Annotated in this window: 25 protein-coding genes; 11 read left to right on the top strand and 14 right to left on the bottom strand. The window is 72.9% G+C overall.

The genetic code is table 11. The features are described 5' to 3' along the window. Positions 1 to 84: 84 nt before the first annotated feature. From ACZ7G1_RS28950 to ACZ7G1_RS28915, 8 genes are all read right to left on the bottom strand, one after another. Positions 85 to 1614: a glycoside hydrolase family 43 protein gene (locus tag ACZ7G1_RS28950; protein ID WP_470871782.1), complete on the bottom strand. Its 1530-nt coding sequence runs from the start codon at positions 1612 to 1614 to the stop codon at positions 85 to 87. Then, positions 1611 to 2456 carry a DUF6807 domain-containing protein gene (locus ACZ7G1_RS28945; RefSeq protein ID WP_470871781.1) on the bottom strand — a complete coding sequence of 282 codons (846 nt, stop codon included), beginning with the start codon at positions 2454 to 2456 and terminating at the stop codon, positions 1611 to 1613. Before ACZ7G1_RS28945 ends, ACZ7G1_RS28950 begins: the two co-directional genes overlap by 4 nt. Next, a complete protein-coding gene (locus ACZ7G1_RS28940) occupies positions 2453 to 3616 on the bottom strand; it encodes a Gfo/Idh/MocA family protein (protein WP_470871779.1) in 1164 nt (387 codons plus the stop codon). The genes ACZ7G1_RS28945 and ACZ7G1_RS28940 overlap by 4 nt, the downstream gene beginning before the upstream one ends. A 26-nt stretch (positions 3617 to 3642) precedes the next feature. Then, positions 3643 to 4566 carry a carbohydrate ABC transporter permease gene (locus ACZ7G1_RS28935; RefSeq protein WP_470871778.1) on the bottom strand — a complete coding sequence of 308 codons (924 nt, stop codon included), beginning with the start codon at positions 4564 to 4566 and terminating at the stop codon, positions 3643 to 3645. Continuing rightward, entirely contained in the window at positions 4563 to 5501 is a 939-nt protein-coding gene (locus ACZ7G1_RS28930; RefSeq protein WP_470871776.1) for a carbohydrate ABC transporter permease, read from the bottom strand. The genes ACZ7G1_RS28935 and ACZ7G1_RS28930 overlap by 4 nt, the downstream gene beginning before the upstream one ends. 87 nt (positions 5502 to 5588) lie before the next feature. Next, a complete protein-coding gene (gene araD, locus ACZ7G1_RS28925; RefSeq protein WP_470872007.1) occupies positions 5589 to 7397 on the bottom strand; it encodes an L-arabinonate dehydratase in 1809 nt (602 codons plus the stop codon). Further along, entirely contained in the window at positions 7394 to 8296 is a 903-nt protein-coding gene (locus ACZ7G1_RS28920) for a dihydrodipicolinate synthase family protein (protein ID WP_470871774.1), read from the bottom strand. Before ACZ7G1_RS28920 ends, araD begins: the two co-directional genes overlap by 4 nt. Positions 8297 to 8403: 107 nt before the next feature. Further along, a complete protein-coding gene (locus ACZ7G1_RS28915) occupies positions 8404 to 9042 on the bottom strand; it encodes a GntR family transcriptional regulator (RefSeq protein ID WP_470871772.1) in 639 nt (212 codons plus the stop codon). A gap of 359 nt (positions 9043 to 9401) precedes the next feature. Here ACZ7G1_RS28915 and ACZ7G1_RS28910 point away from each other — a divergent pair, with 359 nt between their 5' ends. Further along, entirely contained in the window at positions 9402 to 9836 is a 435-nt protein-coding gene (locus tag ACZ7G1_RS28910; RefSeq protein WP_470871770.1) for a YdeI/OmpD-associated family protein, read from the top strand. Between the two features lie 198 nt (positions 9837 to 10034). Here the strand turns inward: ACZ7G1_RS28910 and ACZ7G1_RS28905 are convergent, their stop codons facing one another. After that, positions 10035 to 10448 (bottom strand): hypothetical protein, encoded by a 414-nt coding sequence (locus tag ACZ7G1_RS28905; RefSeq protein WP_470871768.1) that lies wholly within the window; start codon positions 10446 to 10448, stop codon positions 10035 to 10037. Positions 10449 to 10508: 60 nt separating this feature from the next. Then, positions 10509 to 11159: a gamma carbonic anhydrase family protein gene (locus tag ACZ7G1_RS28900; RefSeq protein WP_470871767.1), complete on the bottom strand. Its 651-nt coding sequence runs from the start codon at positions 11157 to 11159 to the stop codon at positions 10509 to 10511. 138 nt (positions 11160 to 11297) lie between these two features. On the opposite strand from ACZ7G1_RS28900, the gene ACZ7G1_RS28895 reads away from it, so the two are divergent. From ACZ7G1_RS28895 to ACZ7G1_RS28885, 3 genes are all read left to right on the top strand, one after another. Next, positions 11298 to 11765 carry a hypothetical protein gene (locus ACZ7G1_RS28895; protein ID WP_470871765.1) on the top strand — a complete coding sequence of 156 codons (468 nt, stop codon included), beginning with the start codon at positions 11298 to 11300 and terminating at the stop codon, positions 11763 to 11765. A 155-nt stretch (positions 11766 to 11920) separates the two neighbouring features. Further along, positions 11921 to 12388, top strand: coding sequence for a pyridoxamine 5'-phosphate oxidase family protein (locus ACZ7G1_RS28890; RefSeq protein WP_470871764.1), 468 nt, complete (start codon positions 11921 to 11923; stop codon positions 12386 to 12388). A gap of 159 nt (positions 12389 to 12547) precedes the next feature. Further along, positions 12548 to 13360, top strand: coding sequence for a glycoside hydrolase family 95 protein (locus tag ACZ7G1_RS28885; RefSeq protein ID WP_470871762.1), 813 nt, complete (start codon positions 12548 to 12550; stop codon positions 13358 to 13360). An 18-nt stretch (positions 13361 to 13378) separates the two neighbouring features. Here the strand turns inward: ACZ7G1_RS28885 and ACZ7G1_RS28880 are convergent, their stop codons facing one another. Then, the gene (locus tag ACZ7G1_RS28880; RefSeq protein ID WP_470871761.1) at positions 13379 to 14410 is read right to left on the bottom strand and encodes a LacI family DNA-binding transcriptional regulator; all 1032 of its coding nucleotides are present in this window, start codon (positions 14408 to 14410) and stop codon (positions 13379 to 13381) included. A gap of 156 nt (positions 14411 to 14566) precedes the next feature. On the opposite strand from ACZ7G1_RS28880, the gene ACZ7G1_RS28875 reads away from it, so the two are divergent. Then, positions 14567 to 14911 carry an antibiotic biosynthesis monooxygenase family protein gene (locus tag ACZ7G1_RS28875; protein WP_470871759.1) on the top strand — a complete coding sequence of 115 codons (345 nt, stop codon included), beginning with the start codon at positions 14567 to 14569 and terminating at the stop codon, positions 14909 to 14911. Here ACZ7G1_RS28875 and ACZ7G1_RS28870 read toward each other — a convergent pair. Together ACZ7G1_RS28870 and ACZ7G1_RS28865 are read right to left on the bottom strand one after the other, a co-directional pair. Continuing rightward, positions 14883 to 15911: a zinc-dependent alcohol dehydrogenase gene (locus ACZ7G1_RS28870; RefSeq protein ID WP_470872005.1), complete on the bottom strand. Its 1029-nt coding sequence runs from the start codon at positions 15909 to 15911 to the stop codon at positions 14883 to 14885. The genes ACZ7G1_RS28875 and ACZ7G1_RS28870 overlap by 29 nt on opposite strands. A 149-nt stretch (positions 15912 to 16060) precedes the next feature. Next, positions 16061 to 17215 carry a mandelate racemase/muconate lactonizing enzyme family protein gene (locus ACZ7G1_RS28865; RefSeq protein WP_470871757.1) on the bottom strand — a complete coding sequence of 385 codons (1155 nt, stop codon included), beginning with the start codon at positions 17213 to 17215 and terminating at the stop codon, positions 16061 to 16063. Between the two features lie 221 nt (positions 17216 to 17436). Here ACZ7G1_RS28865 and ACZ7G1_RS28860 point away from each other — a divergent pair, with 221 nt between their 5' ends. Then, a complete protein-coding gene (locus ACZ7G1_RS28860) occupies positions 17437 to 18210 on the top strand; it encodes an IclR family transcriptional regulator (protein ID WP_470871755.1) in 774 nt (257 codons plus the stop codon). A gap of 49 nt (positions 18211 to 18259) precedes the next feature. On the opposite strand, the gene ACZ7G1_RS28855 is transcribed toward ACZ7G1_RS28860, so the two are convergent. Then, the gene (locus tag ACZ7G1_RS28855) at positions 18260 to 19537 is read right to left on the bottom strand and encodes an ROK family protein (protein ID WP_470871754.1); all 1278 of its coding nucleotides are present in this window, start codon (positions 19535 to 19537) and stop codon (positions 18260 to 18262) included. 141 nt (positions 19538 to 19678) lie between these two features. Here ACZ7G1_RS28855 and ACZ7G1_RS28850 point away from each other — a divergent pair, with 141 nt between their 5' ends. From ACZ7G1_RS28850 to dgoD, 5 genes are all read left to right on the top strand, one after another. Continuing rightward, positions 19679 to 20599 (top strand): SMP-30/gluconolactonase/LRE family protein, encoded by a 921-nt coding sequence (locus ACZ7G1_RS28850; RefSeq protein WP_470871753.1) that lies wholly within the window; start codon positions 19679 to 19681, stop codon positions 20597 to 20599. Positions 20600 to 20759: 160 nt separating this feature from the next. Then, positions 20760 to 21398: a bifunctional 4-hydroxy-2-oxoglutarate aldolase/2-dehydro-3-deoxy-phosphogluconate aldolase gene (locus tag ACZ7G1_RS28845; RefSeq protein WP_470871751.1), complete on the top strand. Its 639-nt coding sequence runs from the start codon at positions 20760 to 20762 to the stop codon at positions 21396 to 21398. 14 nt (positions 21399 to 21412) lie between these two features. After that, on the top strand, positions 21413 to 22444 hold the full coding sequence (locus tag ACZ7G1_RS28840) for a sugar kinase (protein WP_470871749.1): 1032 nt from the start codon (positions 21413 to 21415) through the stop codon (positions 22442 to 22444). Between the two features lie 91 nt (positions 22445 to 22535). Further along, positions 22536 to 23288 carry an SDR family NAD(P)-dependent oxidoreductase gene (locus ACZ7G1_RS28835; protein WP_470871747.1) on the top strand — a complete coding sequence of 251 codons (753 nt, stop codon included), beginning with the start codon at positions 22536 to 22538 and terminating at the stop codon, positions 23286 to 23288. After that, complete coding sequence (dgoD, locus tag ACZ7G1_RS28830; protein ID WP_470871745.1) at positions 23285 to 24430, top strand: galactonate dehydratase; 1146 nt, start codon at positions 23285 to 23287, stop codon at positions 24428 to 24430. The genes ACZ7G1_RS28835 and dgoD overlap by 4 nt, the downstream gene beginning before the upstream one ends. Positions 24431 to 24495 lie beyond the last annotated feature (65 nt).

The following is a 24495-nucleotide window of genomic DNA, read 5'->3' as shown; positions in this document are numbered from 1 at the left end:
GGGGTGGTGCGGGGTGACTCGGGGTGACTCGGGGTGAACGGTGCGGGGGAGCGGGGGCCCCGGAGGGCCAGGTGCCGGTGCCGTTCAGGCGGTGACGCGGAAGGCGGAGAACACGGCCGTCCCGGCGTGCCCCGCGCCCACCGGCGCGCCCGCGAACAGGCCGAGCAGCGCGCCGACCCACCGCCAGGGCCGCGCCGTGAACTCCGGCCCTAGCCGGACCGGTTCCGCCGCGCCCCGCGCGTACGAGAACCGGCACCGTGCGTCCGGTGTGACCTCGATCCGCAGGAGGACGCGGTCGGTGGTGAGGGGCCGCGGGGGTGCCGCGTCCCGTTCCGTGGGGGTGTCGGCCGGGGCGAAGCGGTGGACGAGGTGGGCGGTGCCGTCCGGGGCGCGTTCCAGGCCGATCCAGGCGTAGGCGTCGCCCAGGACGGCGAGGCCGGCGCGGGCGCCGGGTGCCTCGCTGTCGAGCCGTAGCCCGACCTCGACGAGGCGGGCGCCGGCGGGCAGCCGCTGGGTGAGGACGTGCGGCACACCGCGCAGGTCGTCGAGGCGTTCCGTACGGACACAGGCGAGGCGCAGTCCGTCGCCTCCGTGCAGGGTGGCCCAGCCGTCCTCCGGGTTGGCGGTCCACTGCCACTGGCGGCCGAACCGCCCGCCGGGGAAGGTGTCGTCCACCGCGGGACGCGCGACGGTCTGTTCCGGCAGGTCCGGCTTGCGGTGCACCCGCACCGGGGATCCGCCGTCACCGAGCACCGGCCAGCCGTCCCCGTCCCAGCGCATCGGCTGGAGGTGGACGACCCTGCCGTACGCGCCCGCCTGCTGGAAGTGCAGGAACCAGTCCTCGCCCCGCGGGGTGCGCACCCAGCCGCCCTGGTGGGGTCCGTTGACGTCGGTGTCGCCCTGGGACAGGACGATCCGCTCCTCGTACGGTCCCTCGAACGACCGTGACCGCAGCGCGCCCTGCCAGCCGGTGGCCACGCCCCCGGCCGGGGCGAGAATCCAGAACCAGCCGTCGTGCACGTACAGCTTGGGGCCCTCCAGGGTGAACCAGCCGGGTATCAGGTCGGCGTCGACGAGGACCCGGCCCTCGTCGAGGAGCTTCGTGCCGTCGGGGCTCATCCGGTGGCCGACGAGCCGGTTGTTGACCCCGGCGCGCGACTTGGCGAGGGCGTGCACGAGGTACGCCTCGCCGGAGGCCTCGTCCCACAGCGGACAGGCGTCGATGAGGCCGCGCCCGGCCTTCACGAGGTGCGGCGCGGTCCAAGGGCCCCGCACCGAGGCCGCGTTGACCTGGTGAATCCCGTGGTCGGGGTCGCCCCAGAAGATCCAGAACCGCCCGTCGTGGTGCCGGATGGAGGGCGCCCACACTCCGCGGTCGTGCCGGGGCACGGTGAACGCGGCCGCGGGCTCCAGGCGTTCGAGCGCGTGGCCGACGAGCGTCCAGTTCACCAGGTCACGCGAGTGCAGCAGGGGCAGCCCCGGCGCCCGGCCGAAGCTCGACGCGGTGAGGTAGTAGTCCTCGCCCACCCGCACGACGTCGGGGTCCGACCAGTCGGCCGCCAGGACGGGATTGCGGTACGTGCCGTCCCCGAGGTCACCGGTGGCGGTCGTCACGAGACCACCGCCCTGCGGACGAGGGCCGCGGCCCCGGGCCGGTCGAGGCGGCCGTCGGCGACGACGGTCACCACCCGGCGTACGACGGTCTCCCCGGCGGGCACGGCGAGACGGGCGGTGTGGGCGAGGGAGGAGCCGACGCCGGGGTACTCGGCGGCGCGGACGAACCAGGGGTCGCCGCGGGTCGGCCCGGTCGCCCCGGCGAACACCAGCGTCCAGCCGTCGCCGGCGAGCGCCACCCAGTCCGCCGCGCGGCCGTGCACGGCCTCCTCGCCGTCCGCGTCCGGGCCGAACACCACCGGTGCGGCCGCCTCTTTGGGGGCGCGCCAGAAGAAGCCGCCGTACGCGGCGCCGGGGCGGCCGTTCGTGGCGGGGCTGCCGACGGAGAGGTCGCGGCCCGAGGTGTTGGTGAGGGAGAAGGTGAGGTCGAGGGCCCAGGCGGCGTCGGTGAGGGCGGCGGCGGCCACGGTGCGGTGCTCGCGGAGCAGCCGCTCGCCGCCCGCCGTCCACGTCAGGTCCTCGACGAAGCCGTCCGGGTCGCGGAGCTTGAAGCCGTCGTGCCGCTGCACGCCGTGGTTGTCGAGCGCGACGGAGCCGCGGCCCTCGACGAAGGTGCGCCCGCCCCAGAAGTTGTGCCCGGCGACGTCGGCCACGGCGATGCCCGCTCCGAGGTGGTGCGGGTGGTCGGCGGGCAGCGTCTCGGTCACCACGCGCCCCGCGAGGGTGGTGACGGGGTGCAGATACGGCCGGGGGGAGTGGTCGGCGGCCAGGTCGGGCCGGGTGGTGTAGCGGGCGACCGTGCGGCCCGCGCAGCGCAGTACGGTCGGCGGCTCGGGGTTCATCGGACCCCCGCCCGGTGCGAGGGCGCCCAGGCGGCGCCTAGTTCGGAGTAGAGCCGCAGCCCGTCGGCGCTCGCGTCGACCAGCGCGTCGACGCCGTCGACCACCCGGCGCGGCGCGCTCTCGCCGGGTTCGGCGCGCCAGTGCGCGGTGGGCACGGGCAGCGGGTCGGGGGCCGTGCGTACCGCCTCGACGACCCGCATGAACGCGCCGGTCGCGGACGGCGGCACCCACAGCGGCTCGCCGTCCGTGACGTGCGCGACCAGGTTCTCCAGGAGGTCGGTGCGGCCGTACTCGGTCTCGTCGGGCCCGTGCCCCGCGCGCTGCACGAGGACCCGGTCCTGCCGGTACCAGAAGGTGATCCGGCCCTGGCTGCCGTGCACGATCACGTACGGCTCCGAGGACCGCGCGGCGCAGAGCGTGGCGGCGACGGTGATCTGGGTGCCGGCGGAGGTGACCACCCGTACGGCGGAGGTGTCGTCGGACTCGATGGCGTGGGCGTGGAACAGCTCGGTCTCGATGTGCTCGACGTCCTCGGCGCGGGTGGAGCCGGAGAGCGCGAGGGCCGTGGCGACGGCGTGGGCGAGGGGGTTGGTGAGCGCACCGTCGACGACGTCGACGCCGTCGAGCCGCCGGTGGCCGGCCCAGGGGGCGCGGCGGAAGTAGGCCTCGTCGCGGACCCAGGCGCCGGCCGCGCCGACCCCGAGGAGTTCGCCGATGGCGCCCTCCTCGACCATGCGGCGGATCGCGGGGACCGCGTGCGAGCCGAGCGACTGGAAGCCGATCTGGCAGGCCACGCCGGCCGCCCGGACGCCGTCGGCCATCCTGCGGAACTCCGCGTACGAGGGGGCGGGCGGCTTCTCCAGGAGGATGTGCGCGCCGTGCCGGGCGGCGGCGAGCGCCATGTCGGTGTGGGTCTGGATGGGGGTGGAGAGCACGGCGATCCGGGCGCCCGTGGAGGCGAGGAGGGCCTCGAAGTCGGCGGACTGCTCCGGGTCTCCGATGCCGTCGAGCTCGGCCGCGTCCAGCGGGCGCAGTTCGCAGACGCCGGCGAGCCGGACAAGACCGCGCTCTTCGAGGCGGCGGATGTTGAGGAGGTGGCTGCGGCCGTGGCCGCGGGCGCCCGCGAGGACGACCGGCAGCGGGGTGCGTGCGGAGTTCATGTCTTCCTTGCTGGTGTGGATGCCGTTCATCCCTTCACCGCCCCGGCGCTGAAGCCGGTGACCAGCCACTTCTGGATGAAGGCGAAGACGACGACGACGGGGACGGCGGCGATGACCCCGCCGGCGGCGAGCGCGCCGAGGTCGACGCTGTCGGCGCCCATCAGGGTGTTGAGCCCGACCGGGATGGTCTGCTTGTCCTGGCTGCTGAGGAACATCAGGGCGAACAGGAAGTGGTTCCAGGCGTGGACGAAGGCGAACGAGCCGACGGCGACCAGGCCCGGCCTGAGCAGCGGCAGGACCACGATCCTGAAGGCGTGGAACCGGTTGCAGCCGTCGACCCAGGCCGCCTCCTCCAGGGAGTACGGCACGTTCCTGATGAAGCCGCTGATCAGGATCATCGACAGCGGCAGCTGGAACACCGTCTCGGCGATGACGACGCTGCCGAGCGAGTTGATCATCCGCAGCTCGGCGAAGATCTGGAAGAGCGGTACGAGGAGCAGCGCGCCCGGCACGAACTGGGAGCAGAGCAGGGCCAGCATGAAGCCCTTCTTGATCCGGAAGTCGAAGCGGGCCAGCGCGTAACCCCCGGCGAGCGCGACGACCGTCGTCATCACGAGCACCGCGACGCCGATGAGCAGGCTGTTCTGGAAGAAGACGCCGAAGCCGCGCTCGTTCCACACCTTCTCGAAGTGCGCGGTGGTCATCGGCCACGGCACGAGCGAGGTGGAGCCGGCGGGCCGCAGCGCGAACAGGAGGATCCAATAGAAGGGGACCAGGGTGAAGAGGAGGTAGATGCCCAGCGGCAGGTAGATCTGCCAGCGGGGCACCTCGTCCCAGGCCCGGCGCCTGCCCCGGGCGGGCGCGGGCGGTGTCCGCCCGGGCGGCGGGACGGCCCGCGTACCGGGGGCGGGGGCGGCCGGGACCGCGCTCAGGGTGGACTCGGCTGTCATTTGCCGTCGCCTCCGAACTTGCTCAGGCGCAGATAGACCATCGAGCAGAAGAGAAGGATCACGAACGCCACCGTGGTGAGGGCGGAGGCGTATCCGAAGTTGTGGGCGTCGACGCTGGTGTGGGCGATGTACAGCGGCAGCGTGGTCGTCTCGCCCGCGGGGCCGCCGCCGGTCAGCGTGTACAGCAGGTCGACGTTGTTGAACTCCCAGACCGCCCGCAGCAGCGTGGAGAGCACGATCGCGTCCCTGATGTGCGGGAGCGTGATGTGGACGAACTGGCGGACCCTGCCCGCCCCGTCGACCTCGGCCGCCTCGTACAGGTCCTTCGGCACGGACTGCAGGTCGGCCAGGATGAGGATGGCGAAGAACGGCACCCCGCGCCACAGGTCGGCGACGATCGCCGCCGGGAACACCGTCGCCGTGTCGGAGAGCCACGACGTGCCGTACGAGCCCACGCCCAGATCCGCCAGGTAACGGCTGATGCCCGTCTGGGAGTTGTAGAGCAGCACCCAGATCGCCGAGGTCAGCACACCGGAGACCGCCCACGGCGAGAACACCAGGGCCCTGCCCAGGGCGCGGCCGACGAACGTCTGGTTCACGATCAGCGCGAGCGCGAGCCCGAAGAGCAGCTGGAGCGTCACCTCGACGACGACCCATTTCAGGCTGAAGGTCAGCGTCCCCCAGAAGTGCGGGTCCTCGGTGAGGATCCGGGTGAAGTTGTCGAGGCCCGCGAACCCGTTCCGCCAGGGCTTCGTGGGGTTGTGGTGCCGGAGGCTGTAGTAGAAGACGCTGAGCACCGGGTAGGCGATGAAGCCCAGCATCAGCAGTCCGGCCGGGGCGATCAGCAGGTACGGCAGTCGGCGGGGTGTCGCTCCCGTGCGACGGCGTGCCCGCGCCGCGACGGCTGGGGGCGGTGGGGTCACAGCTGAGGCCATGACGGCGGCTCCGTTCTCGGTGAAGCGCTTCGCGAACGACGTTCGAGATTTCGGACAGGCAAGGCGTGGCGGGTCGGCCGGGCGGGCTCAGCCCGCGTACGGATCGGGGGTCGTTCCCGGCCGGGCCAGGAACTCGAAGTCGCAGCCGGTGTCGGCCTGGGAGATCTGCTCCATGTACAGCGCGCCGTAACCGCGCTCGTAGCGCGCCGGCGGTGGTGTCCACGCCGCCCGACGGCCGGCCAACTCCTCCTCCGATACGTGCAGATGGAGGGAGCGTGCCGCGACGTCGAGCGTGATCGTATCGCCCGTACGGACGAGGGCAAGAGGTCCGCCGACATGGGACTCGGGCGCCACGTGCAGCACACAGGTCCCGTAACTCGTCCCGCTCATCCGGGCGTCGGAGATCCGGACCATGTCCCGTACGCCCTGCTCCAGGAGGTACCGGGGGATGGGCAGCATCCCGTACTCCGGCATCCCAGGGCCGCCCTTGGGGCCCGCGCCGCGCAGCACCAGCACGTGGTCGGCGGTGATCCCGAGCGACGGATCGTCGATGGTCCGCTGCATCGCCCGGTAGTCGTCGAACACGACCGCGGGCCCCGTGTGCTTCAGCAGCCGCGGCTCGGCCGCGATGTGCTTGATCACCGCGCCGTCCGGGCAGAGGTTGCCACGCAGCACCGCGACCCCGCCCTCCGGCGCGAGCGGCCGCGCCCGGTCCCTGATCACCTCGTCGTCGTGCACGAGCGCCCCCGCCAGCTGCTCGCGCAGGCTCGCGTGCGCCACCGTCGGCCGGTCCAGGTGCAGCACGTCGGTCAGCCGGGACAGGAACCCCGTCATGCCGCCCGCGAAGTGGAAGTCCTCCATCAGATACCGCCCGCCGGGCCGCAGGTTCGCCAGCACCGGCACCGTACGGGCGATCCGGTCGAAGTCGTCCAGGGTGAGCCTCACCCCGGACCGTCCCGCCATCGCGATCAGGTGGATCACCGCGTTCGTCGAGCCGCCCAGCGCGAGCACCGCGGCCACCGCGTCCTCGTACGCCTCCCGGGTCAGCAGCTTCGAAAGCCGCAGATCACTCCGTACGAGCTCCACGATCCGCAGGCCCGAAGCGGCCGCCATCCGGTCGTGCCCGGAGTCCACCGCCGGCACCGACGAGGCCCCCGGCACCGTCACGCCCAGCGTCTCGGCCGCGGCCGTCAGCGTCGACGCCGTACCCATCGTCATGCAGTGACCCGGGGAGCGCGCCAGCCCGCTCTCCAACTCCGCCATCTCGCAGTCGCCGATCCGCCCGGCCCGCTTCTCGTCCCAGTACTTCCACATGTCCGTACCAGAACCCAGCGTCTCCCCCCGCCAATGCCCGGGCAGCATCGGCCCCGCCGGCACGAACACCGTCGGCAGGTCCACCGACGCCGCGCCCATCAGCAGCGCCGGCGTCGTCTTGTCGCAACCACCCATCAGGACCGCCCCGTCCACCGGGTACGAACGCAGCAACTCCTCCGTCTCCAGGGCGAGCAGATTCCGGTACAGCATCGGCGTCGGCTTCTGGAACGTCTCCGACAACGTCGCCACCGGGAACTCCAGCGGAAAGCCACCCGCCTGCCACACCCCCCGCTTCACCGCCTGCGCGCGGTCCCGCAGATGCACGTGGCAGGGGTTGATGTCCGACCACGTGTTCAGAATCGCGATCACCGGCTTGCCGAGATGCTCCTCGGGCAGATACCCGAGCTGGCGGGTGCGGGCGCGGTGACTGAACGACCGCAGCCCGTCGGTGCCGTACCACTGGTGACTGCGGAGCCGGCGGCTCCAGGGGGCGGGGCCGGTGCCGGTGCCGGTGCCGGTGCCGGTGACGGGGTCGGGGCTGGGGGTGCTGTCGGTGCCGGAGCCGTCCGGCTCCCCGCTCATATCGGCCACCCGCCCACGATCTCCGCGACCTCGGCCCGCTCGGCCTCCGGAAGCTCCCGGCTCGGCGGCCGGATCGCCCGGCGGCACAGACCCAGGGAAGCGAGGGCCTCCTTGACCACGGTCACGTTGTCGGCGCTCCCGTTCGCGGCCCGCAGCTCCTCGAAGCGCCGGATCCGCTCCCAGACCTTCATCGCGGTCGGATAGTCCCCGGCCCGCAGGGCATGCAGCATCTCCAGGGAGAGCGCGGGGGAGACGTTGACCAGACCGGACGTGAACCCGGTCGCCCCGCTCGCGAAGTACGCGGGCGCGTACGGCTCGGCCAGCCCCGCCACCCACACGAACCGGTCGAGACCCGCGTCCCGCGCGAAGGCCGCGAACCGGGCCGCGTCAGGGACCGCGTACTTCACCCCCACCACGTTCGGGCAGGCGGCGCCGAGCTCCGCGAGCCGCGCCCCGCTCAGGAGCGGGTTCCGGATGTACGGGACGACGCCCAGCTCGGGCACGGCCTCCGCGACGGCACGGTGGTAGTCGACCCAGCCGCTCTCGGAGACGTACGGATGAACGGGCTGATGAACCATCACCATGTCCGCTCCGGTGGCCCGCGCGTGCCTGGCCGCCTCGACCGCCGTCGGTACGTCATGCCCGACCCCGACCAGGATCACGGCCCGCCCGCCCGCCTCCGCCACGGTCACCTCGGTGACCCCGCGACGCTCCTCGGGCGTCAGCGCGTAGAACTCCCCGGTGTTGCCGTTCGGGGTGAGGGTACGCACACCTCCGTCCAACAGCTTCCGAAGCAGGGTTCGTTGGGCGGCGGTGTCCACCGTCCCGTCCTCGCCGAAAGGGGTCACCGGGATCGCCACGACATCGGCGAGGGCGGCCCTCATAGTCTCGAATTCCATGGTGCCTCGCAGTTCGCTCACGTGCGGCGCGCTCACGGGATGGGCGCACGCCCGCTGTTCAGGGGGTAAGGGACCCGCGCACCGAGGCGCCAGGGCGCTACGGCGGTTCAGGTGGAATGGGGAAACGCGCGCTCCACGAAGGAGGCGATGTGGTCGTGTACGGCCCGGCCGGCCCCCTCGGCGTCCCCCGCGACGGCCAGCCGCAGGATCTCCTCGTGCTCAGCGGCCTCCCGCTCCCAGGAGGGAACGGCCGCCCAGGCGACCGTGGAGACCAGCGCGGCCTGGTCACGGACCTCGTCCAGCATCCTGCCGAGCAGTGGATTGCCGCAGGGCAGGTAGAGCGCCCGGTGGAACTCCCGGTTGGCCAAAGACCGTTCGGCCGTGTCCTCCGCGCCCGCCGCCCTCCGCAACGCCTCGCGCGCCGCGTCGAGCGGAGCCGCCGAAGCGACGGCACGACGCACCGCCTCCGGCTCCAGCAACAGCCGCACGTCGTACACGGCGCGCGCCATGTCCGCGTCGACCATCCGGACCGTCACTCCCTTGTACTGGCTCATCACCACGAGCCCACTGCCCGCGAGAGTCTTCAGCGCCTCGCGCACCGGAGTCTTCGACACCCCGAACCGCGCGGCGAGTTCCGTCTCCACCAGCGCCTGGCCGGGCGTGAGACCCCCGGTGAGAATGTCGTGCTTGATCGCTTCCAGGACGTACTGGGTCCGGGACGGGATGGGGCTGGGAGCGAAGGCCATGGAGCCTCTCAGATCTCGTGTATCGCGTCTCATATATGACGTACGAAGTGCAACGGGCATGAAGTTATGGGGGCGTTGGTGTTTCGTCAATGCTTCGCGCAGGGTTTGTGAAAGCGTTTTCTATCAACGGGGGTCCGGGTGGTCCGGTGGGGTCCGGGTGGTCCGGCGGAGTCCGGTGGGGCCCGGAGGGGTCCGGAGGCAGCGGGCCCCGGGCCCCGGGAGTCCTGGCGGGGGCGGGCCGGCTTCGCGGGGAGGCGAAGACTCGAACTGACCCACGACATTGCCGAGATGTGCCGACGAGCCGGAGAACGCCGACGTTACGATCCTCAAGCCCGCCGATGATCCACAGGAGGTAGATCGTGAAGTTCCGCTCCGAGGTCGAACCGCCCGAGCGCATGCGAGGCCTGGAAGTCCCGCCCGAGGTCGTGGAAGCCCTCGGCGGCGGCGCCCGCCCGCCCGTGACGATCACCGTCAACGGCCACTCCTGGAAGAGCCGCGTCGCCATCATGCGCGGCCGCCACCTCCTCGGCCTCAGCAAAGCCAACCGCGAGGCCGCCGGCGTCGAAACCGGCGACCAGGTCGAAGTCGAGCTCGAACTCGACACCGAGCCCCGCGTCGTCACCGAACCCGACGACTTCGCCGCCGCCCTCGACGCCGACCCCTTCCTCCGCGCCGCCTACGACAGCCTCTCCCACACCCGCAAACGCCAGCACGTCCTCTCCATCGAAAGCGCCAAGACCCCCGACACCCGCCTCCGCCGCATCGAAAAGGCCATCGACACCCTCCGCCCCTGACCGACGTCACCCACCGCGCCCCTGCCCCGCGACCCCGGCCCTCACCACCGTCACGCACTCCACCCGCACGGCGAACGTCCCACGCCCGTGCCCTCCGCGTGCACCCCCCCACCCGACCACGCCGGCCCGGGGCAGCGGCGCCGCCTGCCTTGCGGGCACCGGCCTCATCACGGACGCCCGACCGGCGCTGCGGATGCGTCAGTCGCCGTAGTACCGGTCGTAGTCGGCGGAGCGCTCCTCCACGGAGAAGCCCTCGAATTCACCATCCGCCTCGAGCTCGCGCAGCCGATCCAGTGCCGCCGTCGCAGAAGGCGCGGGGTCGGCCGAGAGGTGAGCCTTCGTCGCGTCGAGCCCGTGCCCCAGCAGGAACTCGATGTCGATCGAGCACGCCGCGTCGAAGCTGGCCTGCTTCGCACTCCAGATCAGGAGCACGTCGTCGAGGTCGCCGCTGCTGAACAGCTGGAAGCAGCAGAGCCTCATCAACTCAGTGTCGCCCGCGCCCTGGACGCGTCGCTCACGCGCCGTGTGCTCTGTGAGGAGTGCGCGGATCTCGTCGAGGTCCGCGCCGACGGGGCGAAGCCCGTAGCGGCGCACGCATTCCTCGGCATCCATCGATGGTCTCCTTGATCGTCCGACCCGTCCCGTGGCCTCTCGGCCTCTCGGCCTCACCCCTCACGTCGAGTGGCCGAGGTTCAGAACCTCATCATCCGCGTGCGTGCCGAACTCGGCGACGCGCACCTCCGCGATGTGCTCGTACCGGCTGATCCGGTCCGTCCACTCCGCGTCGACCCCGAACGCCACCTGCGCGAAGCCCACCTGCCTCACGGCCTCGGGCAGGCCCGGATCACCAGGAGCCAGCAGCCGCACCGGGTCGTCAAGCGCCACGGTCTGCGGCGGCACGAAGTACTCGTCCGGCAGAACGGTACGCGCATGGACGAGCGCGCCGACAGCGACGACCGATCCGGCCCCCAACCGTGCGCCCTGCAGAACCGTCGCCGAGGTCGCCACATAAACGCACCTGCCGACCTCGCAGCCCAGCAGCGTGGCATGCGGCCCCACGAACACGTGATCGGCGACAAGCACCGGCTGATCCCCTGCGACCGCGGACCCCCGCAACACCGCGTTCTCGCAGATCACCGCCGCCTCCCCGACCTCGATCCGAGCCCCCTCGGCATCGAGCACCGCCCCGTACATCACCCGCGCCCTCGGCCCCACCCGGACATCTCCGACGAGCGTTGCCGTCGGGGCGACGTAGGCGGTCGGATGGACCTGCGGTTCATACCCGCGATGCCGGATACGGATTCCCTGCGCTTCAGCGATCATGAGCGGATTCTTACCCGACCGACCGCGAGCACGCTGGCGGATTTCCGACGTCGCGCTCGCCGAGAAGCTGGTGAGGGTGGGTACGGGAAATCGTCCACGGACCCTTCCTTGCGCAGGTCACGAAGGATCGCCGTCGCCATGGCCGCGGCCACGTCGCTCATCCCGTTCTTCCTCGCCCCGTCCGCGTCGGCGGAAACCTCGCCTCAGGTGCGCGCCGACCACGTGTGCGGTCAGCCGCTCGGCGTGGCGCGCCAGGCGCACGCGTGCATCACCAACAACACGGACGAGGACCTGGAACTCGTATCGACCGAACTCGTCCACGGGGATTGGGCCTCGTACCCGCCGCAGACGATCAAGGCGCACGAGAGCGCCTCCTGGGCCGGTCGCTCGCACTGGGAAACCACGGGCTCCCAGATCCGCGCGAAGTACCGGACGGCCGGCGGTTGGGCCGGCAACTTCGAGGTCGGCATCGTGTACATCGGGAACCACTGTTGGGCCGGGTTCTGGACCGATGGGGACTCGCCCGACATCTACTCCGTGAGCAGCGAACGGGAAGAGCGCTGCTCGGCGATGATCCAGACGCGGTTCACCATCGACAAGAAGTAGCCGTATCCGTCGGTGAGCGGCCTCGGCCGGACTGAACCGCCCCCTCGCGCCGAGCGGGTGGGGCGGTTCCCGGTACCGGGGCTCCCGAGCGGGACGGTCGGGTCACCCCCCGGGCGCGTGAGTCCGAGCCGCACCCGGCCCGTAGGGTCGGGTGTATGACGATCACACAGCAGCCGCGGGATGCCGGGCAGCGCAGGCGGGACGTGTTGGCGCGGCTGGAGGAGGAGCAGGACATCTGGGTGGCCTCGGCGGATCCGGGGGGTGAGCCGTATCTCGTGCCGTTGTCGTTCCTGTGGGACGGCGCGGACGTCTGGCTGGTCACTCGGCTGAGCAACCCCACCGGCCGCAACCTTGCCACCGGCGGGAGGGTGCGGCTGGCGCTCGGGCACACGCGGGACGTCGTCCTTCTCGACGGGCAGGCGACGACGCTCACGCAGGAGGAGGTGCCGGGTGAGGCGGCCGACGCGTTCCACGCCAAGACCGGCTGGGATGCCCGGCGTTCCGGAGCCGCCTATGTGTGGTTCCGGGTCCGGCCGAAGGCCGTTCAGGCGTGGTGCGAGGAGCGCGAGCAGCCGGGGCGGCACCTCATGCGCGACGGGGTGTGGGTCGTCGACGGGGCCTGACCGCGCGGGCGTCGGCTTCGACGGAGGCGGACGGGTCGGTGTTCGTGATGGTCTCGGCTTTCGTGATGGTCTCGGCTGGTGTGCGATCGGCGGCAACCTTCAGGCCTTCGGCGGCGACAGAGACGTAGCCCTTGTTCCGAGGCGTACGAGGAGGTGACCGTGCTCGTGAGGTTCGAGACGGAAGGTTTCCTGGACGATCCAGTCGCCGGGTTCGTCGGCGGAGGCGCGGTTCGGGAGGCCGGGATCGCACCGGCGGCTTCCCGAACCGCGCCGGCCGCCTGCCGGGAGGAGGCCTTCAGGGCCGGGAGCGACAGGCTCGGCGCCCTGGTGCACGGCGACCCCGACGACGAGCGGGTGGTCGTCACCCACCATCACCGTCCCGTCTTCAGCACGCGCGTCCGGCGCGCCCCGGGCAGCCGGGCCGCGCCCGTGACGCGCTCGGTGGACCTCGCCACGGGCGTGGTCACCGGCGTGTGCGGGGAGCGGCGCGCCGAGCTCTTCGTCTCGCGCGTCGACGACGTCGTCGTGCAGTACGTGACCTGGCCCGGCCCTTCCGTCGAGATCGACCTCGACCACCGGCTGCCCGGCGTCCCCGCAGACCTCGCGATCGGCCGGGGCGTCTCCACGTCCCGCCGCGACTCGGTCCTCACCCTGCGCGCCCGCTACCCGGACAGCCCTCACGCATGCACGGGCCTCACCCTCCTGGTCACCGACACCGGCCGCACCACGATCACCGCCTCCGGTCTCCGCGTCGAGGGCGCCGGGCGACTGCTCCTGCTCACCCGCGTCAGGCGCCACGAGGGGAGTCGGAGTCTCGACGCGGAGGGGGAGGCGGAGGCGCTGCGGGGGTTGAGCGGTGTGCCCGGTACGCCGGGCGGCGTAGACCCCGCAGCCGTGGGGCCCATGGCCGTGGACCCGGCCGCTCTGTACGTTCGGCTGCTGGCCCGTCAGGAGCGGGCGGTCGATTCGTGAACCGAGCCGCTTGGAGCGTCAGTTGAGGGTTGCCGGCGGCGGTGGGCCCGTGCTGGCGCGCACGGTGAGGGAGGGGGTGAGGAGTTCGACGCCCGAGGCGCCCTCGGAGTCGGGCCGGTCGGCGAGTTGGGCGATGAGGCGTTCGACGGCGCGGCGGCCGAGTTCGTGGGCGGGGATGGCCACGGAGGTGAGGGGCACGGAGGCGTGGGTGGCGATCTGGTCGGCGCAGACCGCGATCACGGACACGTCTTCGGGTACGGCGCGGCCGGTTCGGCGGAGCAGGGCGAGCAGGGGTTCCACGGCGGTCTCGTTCTGTACGACGAAGGCGCTGACGGTCGGCCGTTCGTCGAGGACGCGGGCGAGGACGCCCGCCACGGCGTCGTGGCTGCCCTCGCACGGCCGGTGCAGCAGTCGGACGTCGTGCGCGGCGGCGCGGGAGCGGAGTCCGCTCAGGGTGCGTTCGGCGAAGCCGGTGTGCCGGGCGTAGACGCCGGGGGATTCGCCGATGACGGCGATCTCGCGGTGGCCGAGGCCGGCCAGGTGGTCCACGCAGAGCGCCCCGGCGGCCCGGAAGTCCAGGTCGACGCAGTTGAGGCCGGCCGGGTCGGCGGGGAGGCCGGTCAGGACGGCGGGCGGTCCCGCCGCGCGCAGGACGGGAAGACGCTCGTCGTCGAGCTGGACGTCCATGAGGATGACCGCCTCGGCGAGGCCGCTGCCGGTGACACGGCGGAGCGCCGACGAGCCTTCCGCGCCGGTGAGGAGCAGGACGTCGTGGCCGTGGGCGCGGGCGGTGGTGGCGACGGCCACCGCGATCTCCAGCATCACCGGCACGTACATGTCGGTGCGCAGGGGCACCATCAGCGCGATGATCCGGGAGCGGTTGCTGGCGAGGGCGCGGGCGCCCGCGTGGGGCTGGTAGCCGAGCTGCGCGATGCTGGCCCGTACGCGCTGCCGGGTGTCGTCGGAAATGGGCCGGTTGCCGCTGAGGACGTAGCTCACCGTGCTGGCCGACACTCCGGCGTGCCGGGCGACCTCGGCGAGGGTGACCATCGGCTCTCCCTGCGGGTCGTGACGGGTGAATCGCTTCGACGCGAGTCGCTTCGAGTCATGCACCGAACCGTTCAGTATTGACAGTGAACTGGTCGGTGTAGTTCAGTCGGGCTCGGGGCGGCGGGTGCCGTCGGCGCTGACGAGAGGGGCGGAGAGATGTTCGCTGTCGTGTACCGGTGGAAGGTGCGTCCGGGCCGTGAGCAGCTGCTCATCGACGGCTGGCACCGGGTCACCGAGGCGATCCACCGGGAGTGCGGCAGCTATGGTTCCCGGCTCCACCGGGCGGACGACGGCACGTGGGTGGCGTACGCCCGCTGGCCCGACCGGGAGACGCGCGAGAACTGCGGGACTCCCGACCCCGAGGGTGAGGCGATGATGCGCGAGGCGATCGAGGAGTACTTCCCCGAGACTCGCCTCGCCATCGTCGACGACCTGCTCGCGGAGCCGGGCGCCGACGACGTGTTGGGCAGCCCTATGGCAGCAGGAGCACCTTGCCTGTAGTCGGATCGCCGCCGCCGACCAGGGCGAGGGCTTCTCCGAACCGCTCCAGCGGGAAGGTGTGGGTGACGAGCGGGGCGGGGTTGAGGAGTCCGAGGGAGAGGGCGTGGACCGCGTCCGCCCAGGCGGCGGCGGAGGCGCCGAAGACGCTGCGGAGCTCCAGCTGGCTGACGGAGAGGTGGACGGGGTCGATGCCGGTGGCCCCGGCCGTGAACATGCCGGTGAGGACGACCCGGCCGCCCCGGCGGGCGAGGAGGCAGGAGGAGGCGGCCGTGGTCGGTGCTCCGGCGGTCTCCACGACGAGGTCGTAGCGGCCGGCGGTGTCGTCGGCCTCGGGTGGGGTGAGGGCCCGCGTCGCACCGAACCGCAGGGCGCGCGCCGCGCGTTCGGGGCGCGGGTCGACGACGGTCAGTTCGGTGGGGGAGGCGGCGGCGAGCCACTGGACGGCGAGGAGACCGAGGGTGCCCGCGCCGACGACGGCGATCCGTTCGCCGGGGCGAGGCCGGGCGGCCCTTAGGGCGGCGGCGACGACCGCGGCGGGTTCGAGCAGGGCGGCGGCCCGGAGGTCGACCCCGTCGGGCAGGGGGTGCAGCAGGCGGGCGGGGACCAGCAGGTGGTCGGCGAAGGCGCCCGGCTCGGTGAAGCCGGTCTCGGCGTACCCGGCGGTGCACAGGCTGGTCTCGCCGTGGCGGCAGCGCTCGCAGGTGCCGCAGGACCGGAATCCCTCCGCGACGCACGGCCGGCCGAGGAGCGCCGGGTCGACGCCGGTGCCGACGGCCTCCACGGTGCCGGACCACTCGTGCCCCGGGATGACCGGGTAGCGGACGTAGGCGGGCGCCCGGTGACCCTCGTACAGCTCGCGGTCGCTCATGCAGATGCCGGCGGCGGCGACCCGGACGCGGACCTCGCCGGGGCCGGGGGCGGGGAGTTCGCGCGCGACGAGCCGGTGTGCGCCGGGCCGGTCGACGACGATCGCGCGGCTGGACGTCGAGGGGTGGGGCATCGCGCGGCTGGACGTCGAGGGGTCGGGTATCGCGCGGCTGGACGTCGAGGGGCCCGACACCCAGCGGCTGGACATCGCGCGGCTGGACATCGCGCGGCGAGGCGCGGGCCTCTCCCTCGCCTGCCCGCGCGCATGCCCGGATGAGGCGCTCACTTGGGCTGTCTCCGCTCCCAGCCCTCGGCCCAGAGGTCGAACCTGGCCTGCTGCTGGGGGAATTCGGCGGCGGCGTCCACGTCGAGCTCGACGCCGAGCCCCGGTTCGTGGGAGATCGTGAAGCAGCCGGTCGCGGGGTCGACCTCGGGGGCGCCGCGGACGACCTTCTTGATCTCCGCGTCCGCGAAGTCGTTGAAGTGCTCCAGGATCTTGAAGTTGGGGGTGCAGGCGGCGAGTTGGAGGGACGCGGCGGTGAGGACGGAGCCGCCGACGTTGTGCGGGGCGACGAGGACGTAGTGGGTCTCGGCGGTGGCGGCGAGCTTGCGGGCCTCCAGGATGCCGCCGATGTGACCGACGTCGGGCTGGATGATGTCCGCCGCCTGCGACTCGAACAGCTCGCGGAACTCGATCCGGTCATGGATCCGTTCTCCGGTCGCGATCGGCAGGTCCACCTTGTCGGCCACCTTCGTCAGCGCCTTGAGGTTCTCCGGCGGTACCGGCTCCTCCAGCCACGCGGGCCGGAACGGGGCGAGTTCGCGGGCGAGCCGGACCGCCGTCGCGGGGGAGAAGCGGCCGTGCATCTCCACCATCAGCTCGGTGTCCGTGCCGATCGCGTCCCGCACGGCCTCGATCAGCGCGACCGCCTCCCGGGAACGCTCGGCGTCCAGCTCGAAGTGGCCGTTGCCGAACGGGTCTATCTTCAGCGCCCGGTAGCCGCGCGCCACGACCTCGCGGGCCGCCGCGTGATAGGCCTCGGGGGTGCGCTCGGTGGTGTACCAGCCGTTGGCGTACGCCTTCACCCGGTCGGTCACCCGGCCGCCGAGCAGCTGCCAGACGGGCACGCCGAGCGCCTTGCCCTTGATGTCCCAGCAGGCCATCTCGACCACCGCGATGCCGGACATGACGATCTCGCCGGCCCGCCCGAAGTCGCCGTACTTCATGCGCCGTACGAGATCCTCGACCGCGAACGGGTCCGAGCCGGCGATGTGGTTGGCCTCCGCCTCGCGGAGGTAGCCGAGCAGGGCGTCCGTGTGTCCGAGCATCCGGGTCTCGCCCACACCGGTCAGCCCCTCGTCCGTGTGGACCAGGACGTAGGCGAGGTTGCGCCAGGGCGTGCCGACGACATGAGTGGTGATTCCCGTGATGCGCACGGTTTTTGCTCTCCTTGCTGGCCGGTGGGACGAAGGGGACGCTCGGGATGTCCGATCACGTCCGGTGGACCGGCGCGACGGTAGGCAGCGGCCCTCCGGGGTGTCAATGGGAGTGCGCCCGCCCCCGGTCCATTGCCGGGCCCCGGGTCCGCCGCTAGTCTCTGTTCGCGATTTCGGTCGCAGTACGGGATTTCGAACGGCAGAGGGTGAGGTGGGGCCCGATGGGACGGCTCGTTCCGGCGGTGACCAGGGCATTCGACATTCTGGAGCTCTTCCTCCAGGGCGACGGCACACTGTCCGCCCCCGAGATAACCCGCAGACTCGGCCTGCCGCGCACGACCACCCACGAGCTGGTCACCACCCTGTCCGCCCGCAACTACCTGGTGGCGGTGCCGGATCAGCCCGGCCGCTACCGGCTCGGCGTCAGGACGTACCAGCTCGGCAGCCGGTACGCCGAGCAGCTCGACCTCGCCGCCGAGGGCCGGCAGGTCGCCACCGAGGTGGCCGAGACCTGCGGCGAGACCGTGCACGTGGCCCTCCTGGAGGACACGGACGTCATCTACGTGGCCAAGGTCGACTCCACCCACGCGGTACGGATGGTCTCGGCGGCCGGCCGCCGCCTGCCCGCCCACTGCACCGCCGTCGGCAAGATGCTCCTGGCCAGCCTTCCCGAGGCCGAGCTCGACGAGCGCCTCGAAGGGCGCGAACTCGTCGCCATGACCCCCCGCAGCCTCACCGACCCGGACGTCCTGCGCGCCGCTCTCGCCGAGATCCGCATCCTCGGAGTCGCCCTGGAGCAGCAGGAGTCCAACCCCGACGTCAGCTGCGTCGCCGCCCCCGTCCGCGACCGCTCCGGCCGCGTCGTCGCGGCCCTCTCCATCTCCGTGCCCGTCCACCGCTGGAACGAGGACCGCGAGAACGAGCTCACCGCCCTCGCCGTCAAGGGCGCCGGCGAACTCTCCGCCCGCCTCGGCCACCGGCCGGCCGCCCGCTGAGACCCCCGGCTCGCGTCGGGTTCCCCGCACCCCGGCCCCCACCCCCGCCTCAGGCCCCCGCATCGGCCTGCCCCGCGCGCCGGCCGTCGCGGCGTTCGCGTGGCTGGCGCATGCGGCTGACGGGTCCGAAGACCTCGCGGTCGTCGAGGAAGCCCTCGAGGGCGAAGGCGGCCGCGCCCCGGGTGACGGCGTTGTGGGGGACGGCGCTGCGGCGGAGGGTCGCCGCGCGGTGGGGGAGCGGGAGGGCGTGCCGGGTGACGGCCTCGTGGGTCGCGGTCAGCAGGCGTTCGCCGAGAAGGTCGACGACCTGGTTGCCGAGGATGAGGACCCGGGGGTTGAGCAGGTTGAGCAGATTGGCCACGGCGGCGCCCAGATAGCGCCCGGTCCGGTCGATGACAGTGGCGGCCACCGGGTCATGCTCGGCCGCCGCGCGCGCGAGGGCCGCGACGGTGGCCGCGTCGTCCGGTCCGGTGGCCCGCTCGTCGTCCGGGGCGAGTTCGCGCCACGTCTGGGCGATGCCGCGGGTGCTGACGTACGCCTCCACGCAGCCCTGGTTGCCGCAGGTGCAGAGCCGTCCGTCGAGCGCGAGGCAGGTGTGGCCCCACTCGCCGGCGCTGTTGGTGAAGCCCCGGTACAGCTGCCCGCCGATGGCGATCCCGGCGCCGACGCCGGCCCGCAGGGTGAGCACCACCAGGTCGTCCACCTCGCGGCCCGCGCCGAACCACAACTCGGCGACCGTGCTGGCCCGCAGCGGGTTGTCGAGCCAGAGCGGCAGCCCGAGGCGTTCGTCGAGGAGTGCGCGCAGCGGCACCTCGTGCCAGGACCAGTACGGCGAGAAGGACGAGACGCCGCCCTCGCGCTCCACCATGCCGGGCACGCTGACCCCGGCGCCGAGCACCCGCTCGCGGGGCACCCCGGAGCCGGCGAGCAGTTCGTCGACGCAGGCCGCGAGCCGGTCGACGACGTCGGCGGGCCGGACGTCGCCGGGTGGGAGGGGGCGCTCGACCGAGTGGCGCACGTCCAGGGCGAGGTCGAAGAGTTCGGCGTGGACGGCGGTCTCGGCGATGTCGATGCCGATGAGCGCGCCCCGCTCGGCGTTGACGGCGAGCCGCGCGCGGGGCCGGCCGCCGCTGGAGCCCTCGTGCCCCGCCTCGACGAGGACGCCGGCCTCCAGGAGCTCGGCGGTGAGGTTGGCGACGGTCGCGAAGGAGAGACCGGTGGCCGCGGCGAGGTCCTGACGGCTCATCGCGCCCGCCCCCGCGTAGAAGCGACGCAGGACCTCGAAGCGGTTGAGGCGACGGATGTCCTGGGATGTCCGCTTGATCATCTGTGCTGTCCTCCGCTCGCCCGTTCCGTTCATGAGGATCTTATTCGAAGGGTTGGAAGAAGCGTGCGAGGGCTATTTACAACCGTTAGACGAAGCCGTACTTTTTTGATCCGCACCCCCGTGACCCACCGAGGAGGCCAGATGCAGCACCTCAGGGCCGTGCCCTGCTCCCCCCTGCCCGGACGCCTGACGGAAGGCCCCGTGTGGGACCCCCGGCGCCGCGAACTGCTCTGGGTGGACATCCCCGACGGCCTCGTCCACCGCGCCGCCCTCACGCCCGGCGGCCGGGAGCCGGACGACGACCTGCCCGACCTCGCCCCCGTCGCCACCCTCCGCTTCGACCGCCCTGTCGGCGCCGTCGTGCCCTGCGCGTCCGGAGCCCTGCTCGCCGCCGCCGGCACCTCCTTCCTCCACCTCGCGCGGGACCGCCAGGTCACCGAAGCCGTCGAGATCGCCGGCCCCGCCCTGCCCGACGACGGCGTGCCCCGCCGGATGAACGACGCCGCCGTCGACCCCGCCGGCCGCCTCCTCGCCGGCACCATGGCGTACGACGAACGCCCCGGCGCCGGCTCCCTCTACCGTCTCGACGGCCGCGGCCTGGAAACCCTCCTCGACTCCGTCACCATCTCCAACGGCCTCGGCTGGAGCCCCGACGGCAGCCGCCTCTACTACGCCGACAGCCCCACCGGCCGCGTCGACGTCTTCGCCTACGACCCCGCCACCGGCGCCTTCGGCGACCGCCGCCCCTTCGCCGTCCTCGACCGCGGCGTCCCCGACGGCCTCACCGTCGACAGCGAAGGACGCGTCTGGGTCGCCGTCTGGGGCGGCGGCGAAGTCCTCGCCTTCGCACCCGACGGCACCCTCCACGCGCGCGTGGAGGTCGCTGCCTCCCACGTGACGAGCTGCGCCTTCGCCGGCCCCGCCCTCGACGTCCTCCTCATCACCACCGCCACCGCCGGCCTCGACGAGGACCGGCTGCGCGCCGAACCCGACGCCGGCCGCCTCTTCGTCTGCCGCCCCGGCACCACCGGCCTGCCCACCACCCCGTACGCCGACCGCTGAGCCGTCCTCCGTACGCCGACCGCTGAGCCGTCCTCCCTACGCCGACCGCCGAGCCGCCCCCGGCACGCCGAGTGCTGAGCCCCCCGTGCCTCAACCGCCGAGCCGGCCCCCGGTACGCCGACCGCTGAGCCGCACCCCTCCCCGACAAGGAACAACCCCCATGACCACCCCGTACGAGGGGCTGCGCGCCGCCCTGGCCGCAGCCCCCGTCATCGCGATCCTCCGCTCCGCCTCCGCCACCCGCTTCGCCGAGGTCACGGACACCCTCGTGGCTTCCGGGGTCCGGGCGGCCGAGTTCACCCTCACCACGCCCGGTGTGCTCGACGCCCTCCGCGAGTACGCGGCGGACGCGCCGCCCGGCCTGGCGCTCGGGGCCGGGACCGTCACCACCCCCGCCGAGGCACGGGCCGCCGTCGAAGCGGGAGCCACGTACCTCATCACCCCCACCACCTCCGCCGAGGTCATCGCGGAGGCCGTGCGCCTCGACGTGCCGGTGCTCCCCGGGGCGTACACGCCGAGCGAGATCCTCACCGCCTGGCGGGCGGGCGCCACCATGGTCAAGCTCTTCCCCGCCGCCACCGGCGGCCCCGAGTACCTCCGCGCCGTCCGTGCCCCGCTCCCCGCCGTCCCGCTCGTCCCCACCGGCGGCATCGGGGCCGCCGACGCCCCCGCCTACCTGGCGGCCGGCGCCGCCGCACTCGGCGTCGGCGGTCCCCTCGTCGGCGACGCCTGCGAAGGCGGGTCCCTCGCCGCGCTCACCGACCGCGCCGGCGCCTTCCTGGACGGGATACGCCGATGAAGGGAGATACGCCGATGACGGGGAGTACGCCCACAGCGGGGGACCCGCACGCTGTCGCACCCGCACCCGCACCCGCACCCGCACCCGCATCCGCCCCCGCGTCCCCACCCGCGCTCTACACCCTCGGCGAGGCCATGGCCGTCGCCGCCGCCACCGAGCCCGGCCCGCTCGCCTCGGGGGCGCCGCTCCGGCTGGGCTGGGCGGGCGCCGAGGCGACCGTCGCCATCGGGGTGAGCCGTCTGGGGCACCGGGCCGGGTGGACCGGCCGGGTCGGCGAGGACGCGGTGGGCGCGATGGTCCTCGCGGGCCTCCGAGCCGAGGGCGTGGACGTCGCCGCAGCCCGTACGGACCCGGCCGCGCCGACCGGGCTGATGATCCGTGAACGGCGGACCGCCGACCGGATGCGCGTCACCTACTACCGGGCCGGTCTCGCGGGCTCCCGGCTCGCACCGGAGGACCTCGACGAGGAGCGGCTCGCCAGCGCCCGCGTGCTCCATGTCACCGGTATCACAACGGCGTTGAGCGCCGGCGCCCGCGCCGCCGTCGAACGGGCGGTCGCTGTCGCCCGCGAGGCCGGGGTGACGGTCTCGTTCGACGTCAACCACCGCGAGCGGCTCTGGAGCCGCGCCGAGGCGGCCGAGGTCCTCGCCCGGCTGCTGCCGTACGCCGACATCGTGTTCGCCGGGCCCGAGGAGGCCTCCCTCTTCGTGCCCGAGGACGAGCCCGAGCGGATGGCCCGCGCGCTCGGCGGGCTCGGCCCCGCGGAGGCCGTGCTCAAACTCGGCGCGCGGGGAGCCCTGGTGGTCGCGGACGGCCGCGTGCACGTCCAGGACGCCGTGCCCGTCACCGCCGTGGACCCCGTCGGCGCGGGCGACGCCTTCGTCTCCGGCTATCTCGCCGCCGCCCTCGACGGCTCCCCGGTCCCGGAGCGCCTCCGGCTCGCGGCCCTCTGCGGAGCCTTCGCGGTCTCCGTCCCCGGCGACTGGGAAGGCCTCCCGCGCCGGGCCGAACTCGCCCTGCTCGCCGCCGAGGACATCAGCCGCTGAGGCCGCCGGGCCTTCACGCCCGGCCGGCCTCCCCCGTACTCGTACACAGGAAACTCGTACACAGGAAACTCGTACACAGGAACTCGAACCCATGAACCGTTTCTCCGGACAGACAGCCGTCGTCACCGGCGCGGCATCCGGCATCGGCGCGGCCAGCGCCGTGCGTCTCGCCGCCGAGGGTGCCTCGGTGGTCGTCTCCGACATCGCCGACGAGGCCGGGGAGGCCGTCGCCGCGGCGATCCGCGCGGACGGTGGGCGAGCGGCGTACGTGCGCTGCGACGTGTCCTCCGAACAGGACTGGAGCGCGCTGCGAGAGGAGGCGCACAGCCGGTTCGGGCCGGTCGCCGTCCTCCACAGCAACGCCTTCGTCCACACCCCGGGCGCCGCCCACGAACTGCCCGTCGCCGTCTGGGACAAGGAGATGGCGGTCAACCTGCGGGCCCTGTACCTCGCCACCCGCACGTTCCTCGACGACCTGCGCGCCGAGCGGGGCAGCCTCGTCGCCACCTCCAGCGTCCACGCCGACTTCGGTCTGCCCGGCTATCCCGCGTACGCCGCCGCGAAGGGCGGAATGTGCGCCCTGGTCCGCCAGTTCGCCGTCGAGTACGGGCCGGAGGTGCGTTTCAACTCCGTCCTGCCGGGACCGATCCTCACCGACGTGTGGAACGACGTCGACGAGGAGGGGCGGCGGATCTCCGCCGACGCGACCGCGCTCGCCCGCCTCGGCCGTCCCGAGGAAGTGGCCGCCGCCGTCGCCTTCCTGGCGTCCGCCGACGCCGCCTACATCACCGGAACGAACCTGGTCGTCGACGGCGGCTGGACCGTGAAGAAGGAATCCAAGTGAAGATCACCTCCCTGCGCACCTACCTCGTCGCCCCCCGCTGGTGCTTCCTGCGCGTCGACACCGACGAGGGCATCACCGGCTGGGGCGAGCCCGTCGTCGAAGGCCGCGCCCACACCGTGGCCGCGGCCGTGGAGGAGCTCTCCGACTACCTGATCGGCCAGGACCCGATGAAGATCGAGGACCACTGGCAGGTCCTCACCAAGGGCGGCTTCTACCGCGGCGGCCCGGTCCTCTCCAGTGCCGTCGCCGGCATCGACCAGGCCCTGTGGGACATCACCGGCAAGGCCCTCGGGGTCCCCGTCTGGCAGCTGCTGGGCGGCAACGTCCGCGACCGGGCCCGCGTCTACAGCTGGATCGGCGGCGACCGGCCCGACGAGGTCGCCTCGGAGGCGCTGGCCCGCAAGGACGAGGGCTTCACGGCCGTCAAGATGAACGCCTCCGCGCAGCTGCGGCTCATCGACACCCCGGCCGCCGTCCACGGCATCGTCGACCGCGTCGCCTCCATCCGCGAGGCCGTGGGAGACGACTTCGACATCGCCATCGACTTCCACGGCCGCCTCACCGCCCCGATGGCCCGCCGGGTCCTGCCGCTCCTTGAGCCCTACCTGCCGTTCTTCGTGGAGGAGCCGGTCGTCCCCGAGCTGAGCGACCACATCGGCGACATCGTGCGCTCCACCTCCATCCCCATCGCGACCGGCGAACGCCTCTACTCCCGCTGGGACTTCAAGAAGGTCCTCGACCAGGGCATCGCCGTCGCGCAGCCGGACCTCTCGCACGCCGGCGGCATCTCGGAGGTGCGCAGGATCGCCGCCATGGCGGAGGCGTACGACGTCTCCCTCGCCCCGCACTGCCCGCTCGGCCCGATCGCGCTCGCCTCCTGCCTCCAGGTCGGCTTCGCCGCGCCGAACCTGCTGATCCAGGAGCAGAGCCTCGGCATCCACTACAACACCGGCTCCGACCTGCTCGACTACCTCGTCGACCCCTCGGTCTTCCGGTACGAGGACGGGCACGTGGGCCTGCCCACCGGGCCGGGCCTCGGCATCGAGGTCGACGAGAAGGCCGTCGAGCGGGCCGCCGAGGTGGGTCACCGCTGGCGCAACCCGGCCTGGCGCCGGGACGACGGCTCGCTGGCCGAGTGGTGACCAGGACGCACCGAAGGGGCGGGCTCCGGGAGGAGCCCGCCCCTTCTTCCCGTTCTTCCGGCGAT

This window comes from Streptomyces sp. NPDC037273 (assembly GCF_055603625.1).
This window is presented reverse-complemented; position numbering and strand designations above follow the sequence as displayed.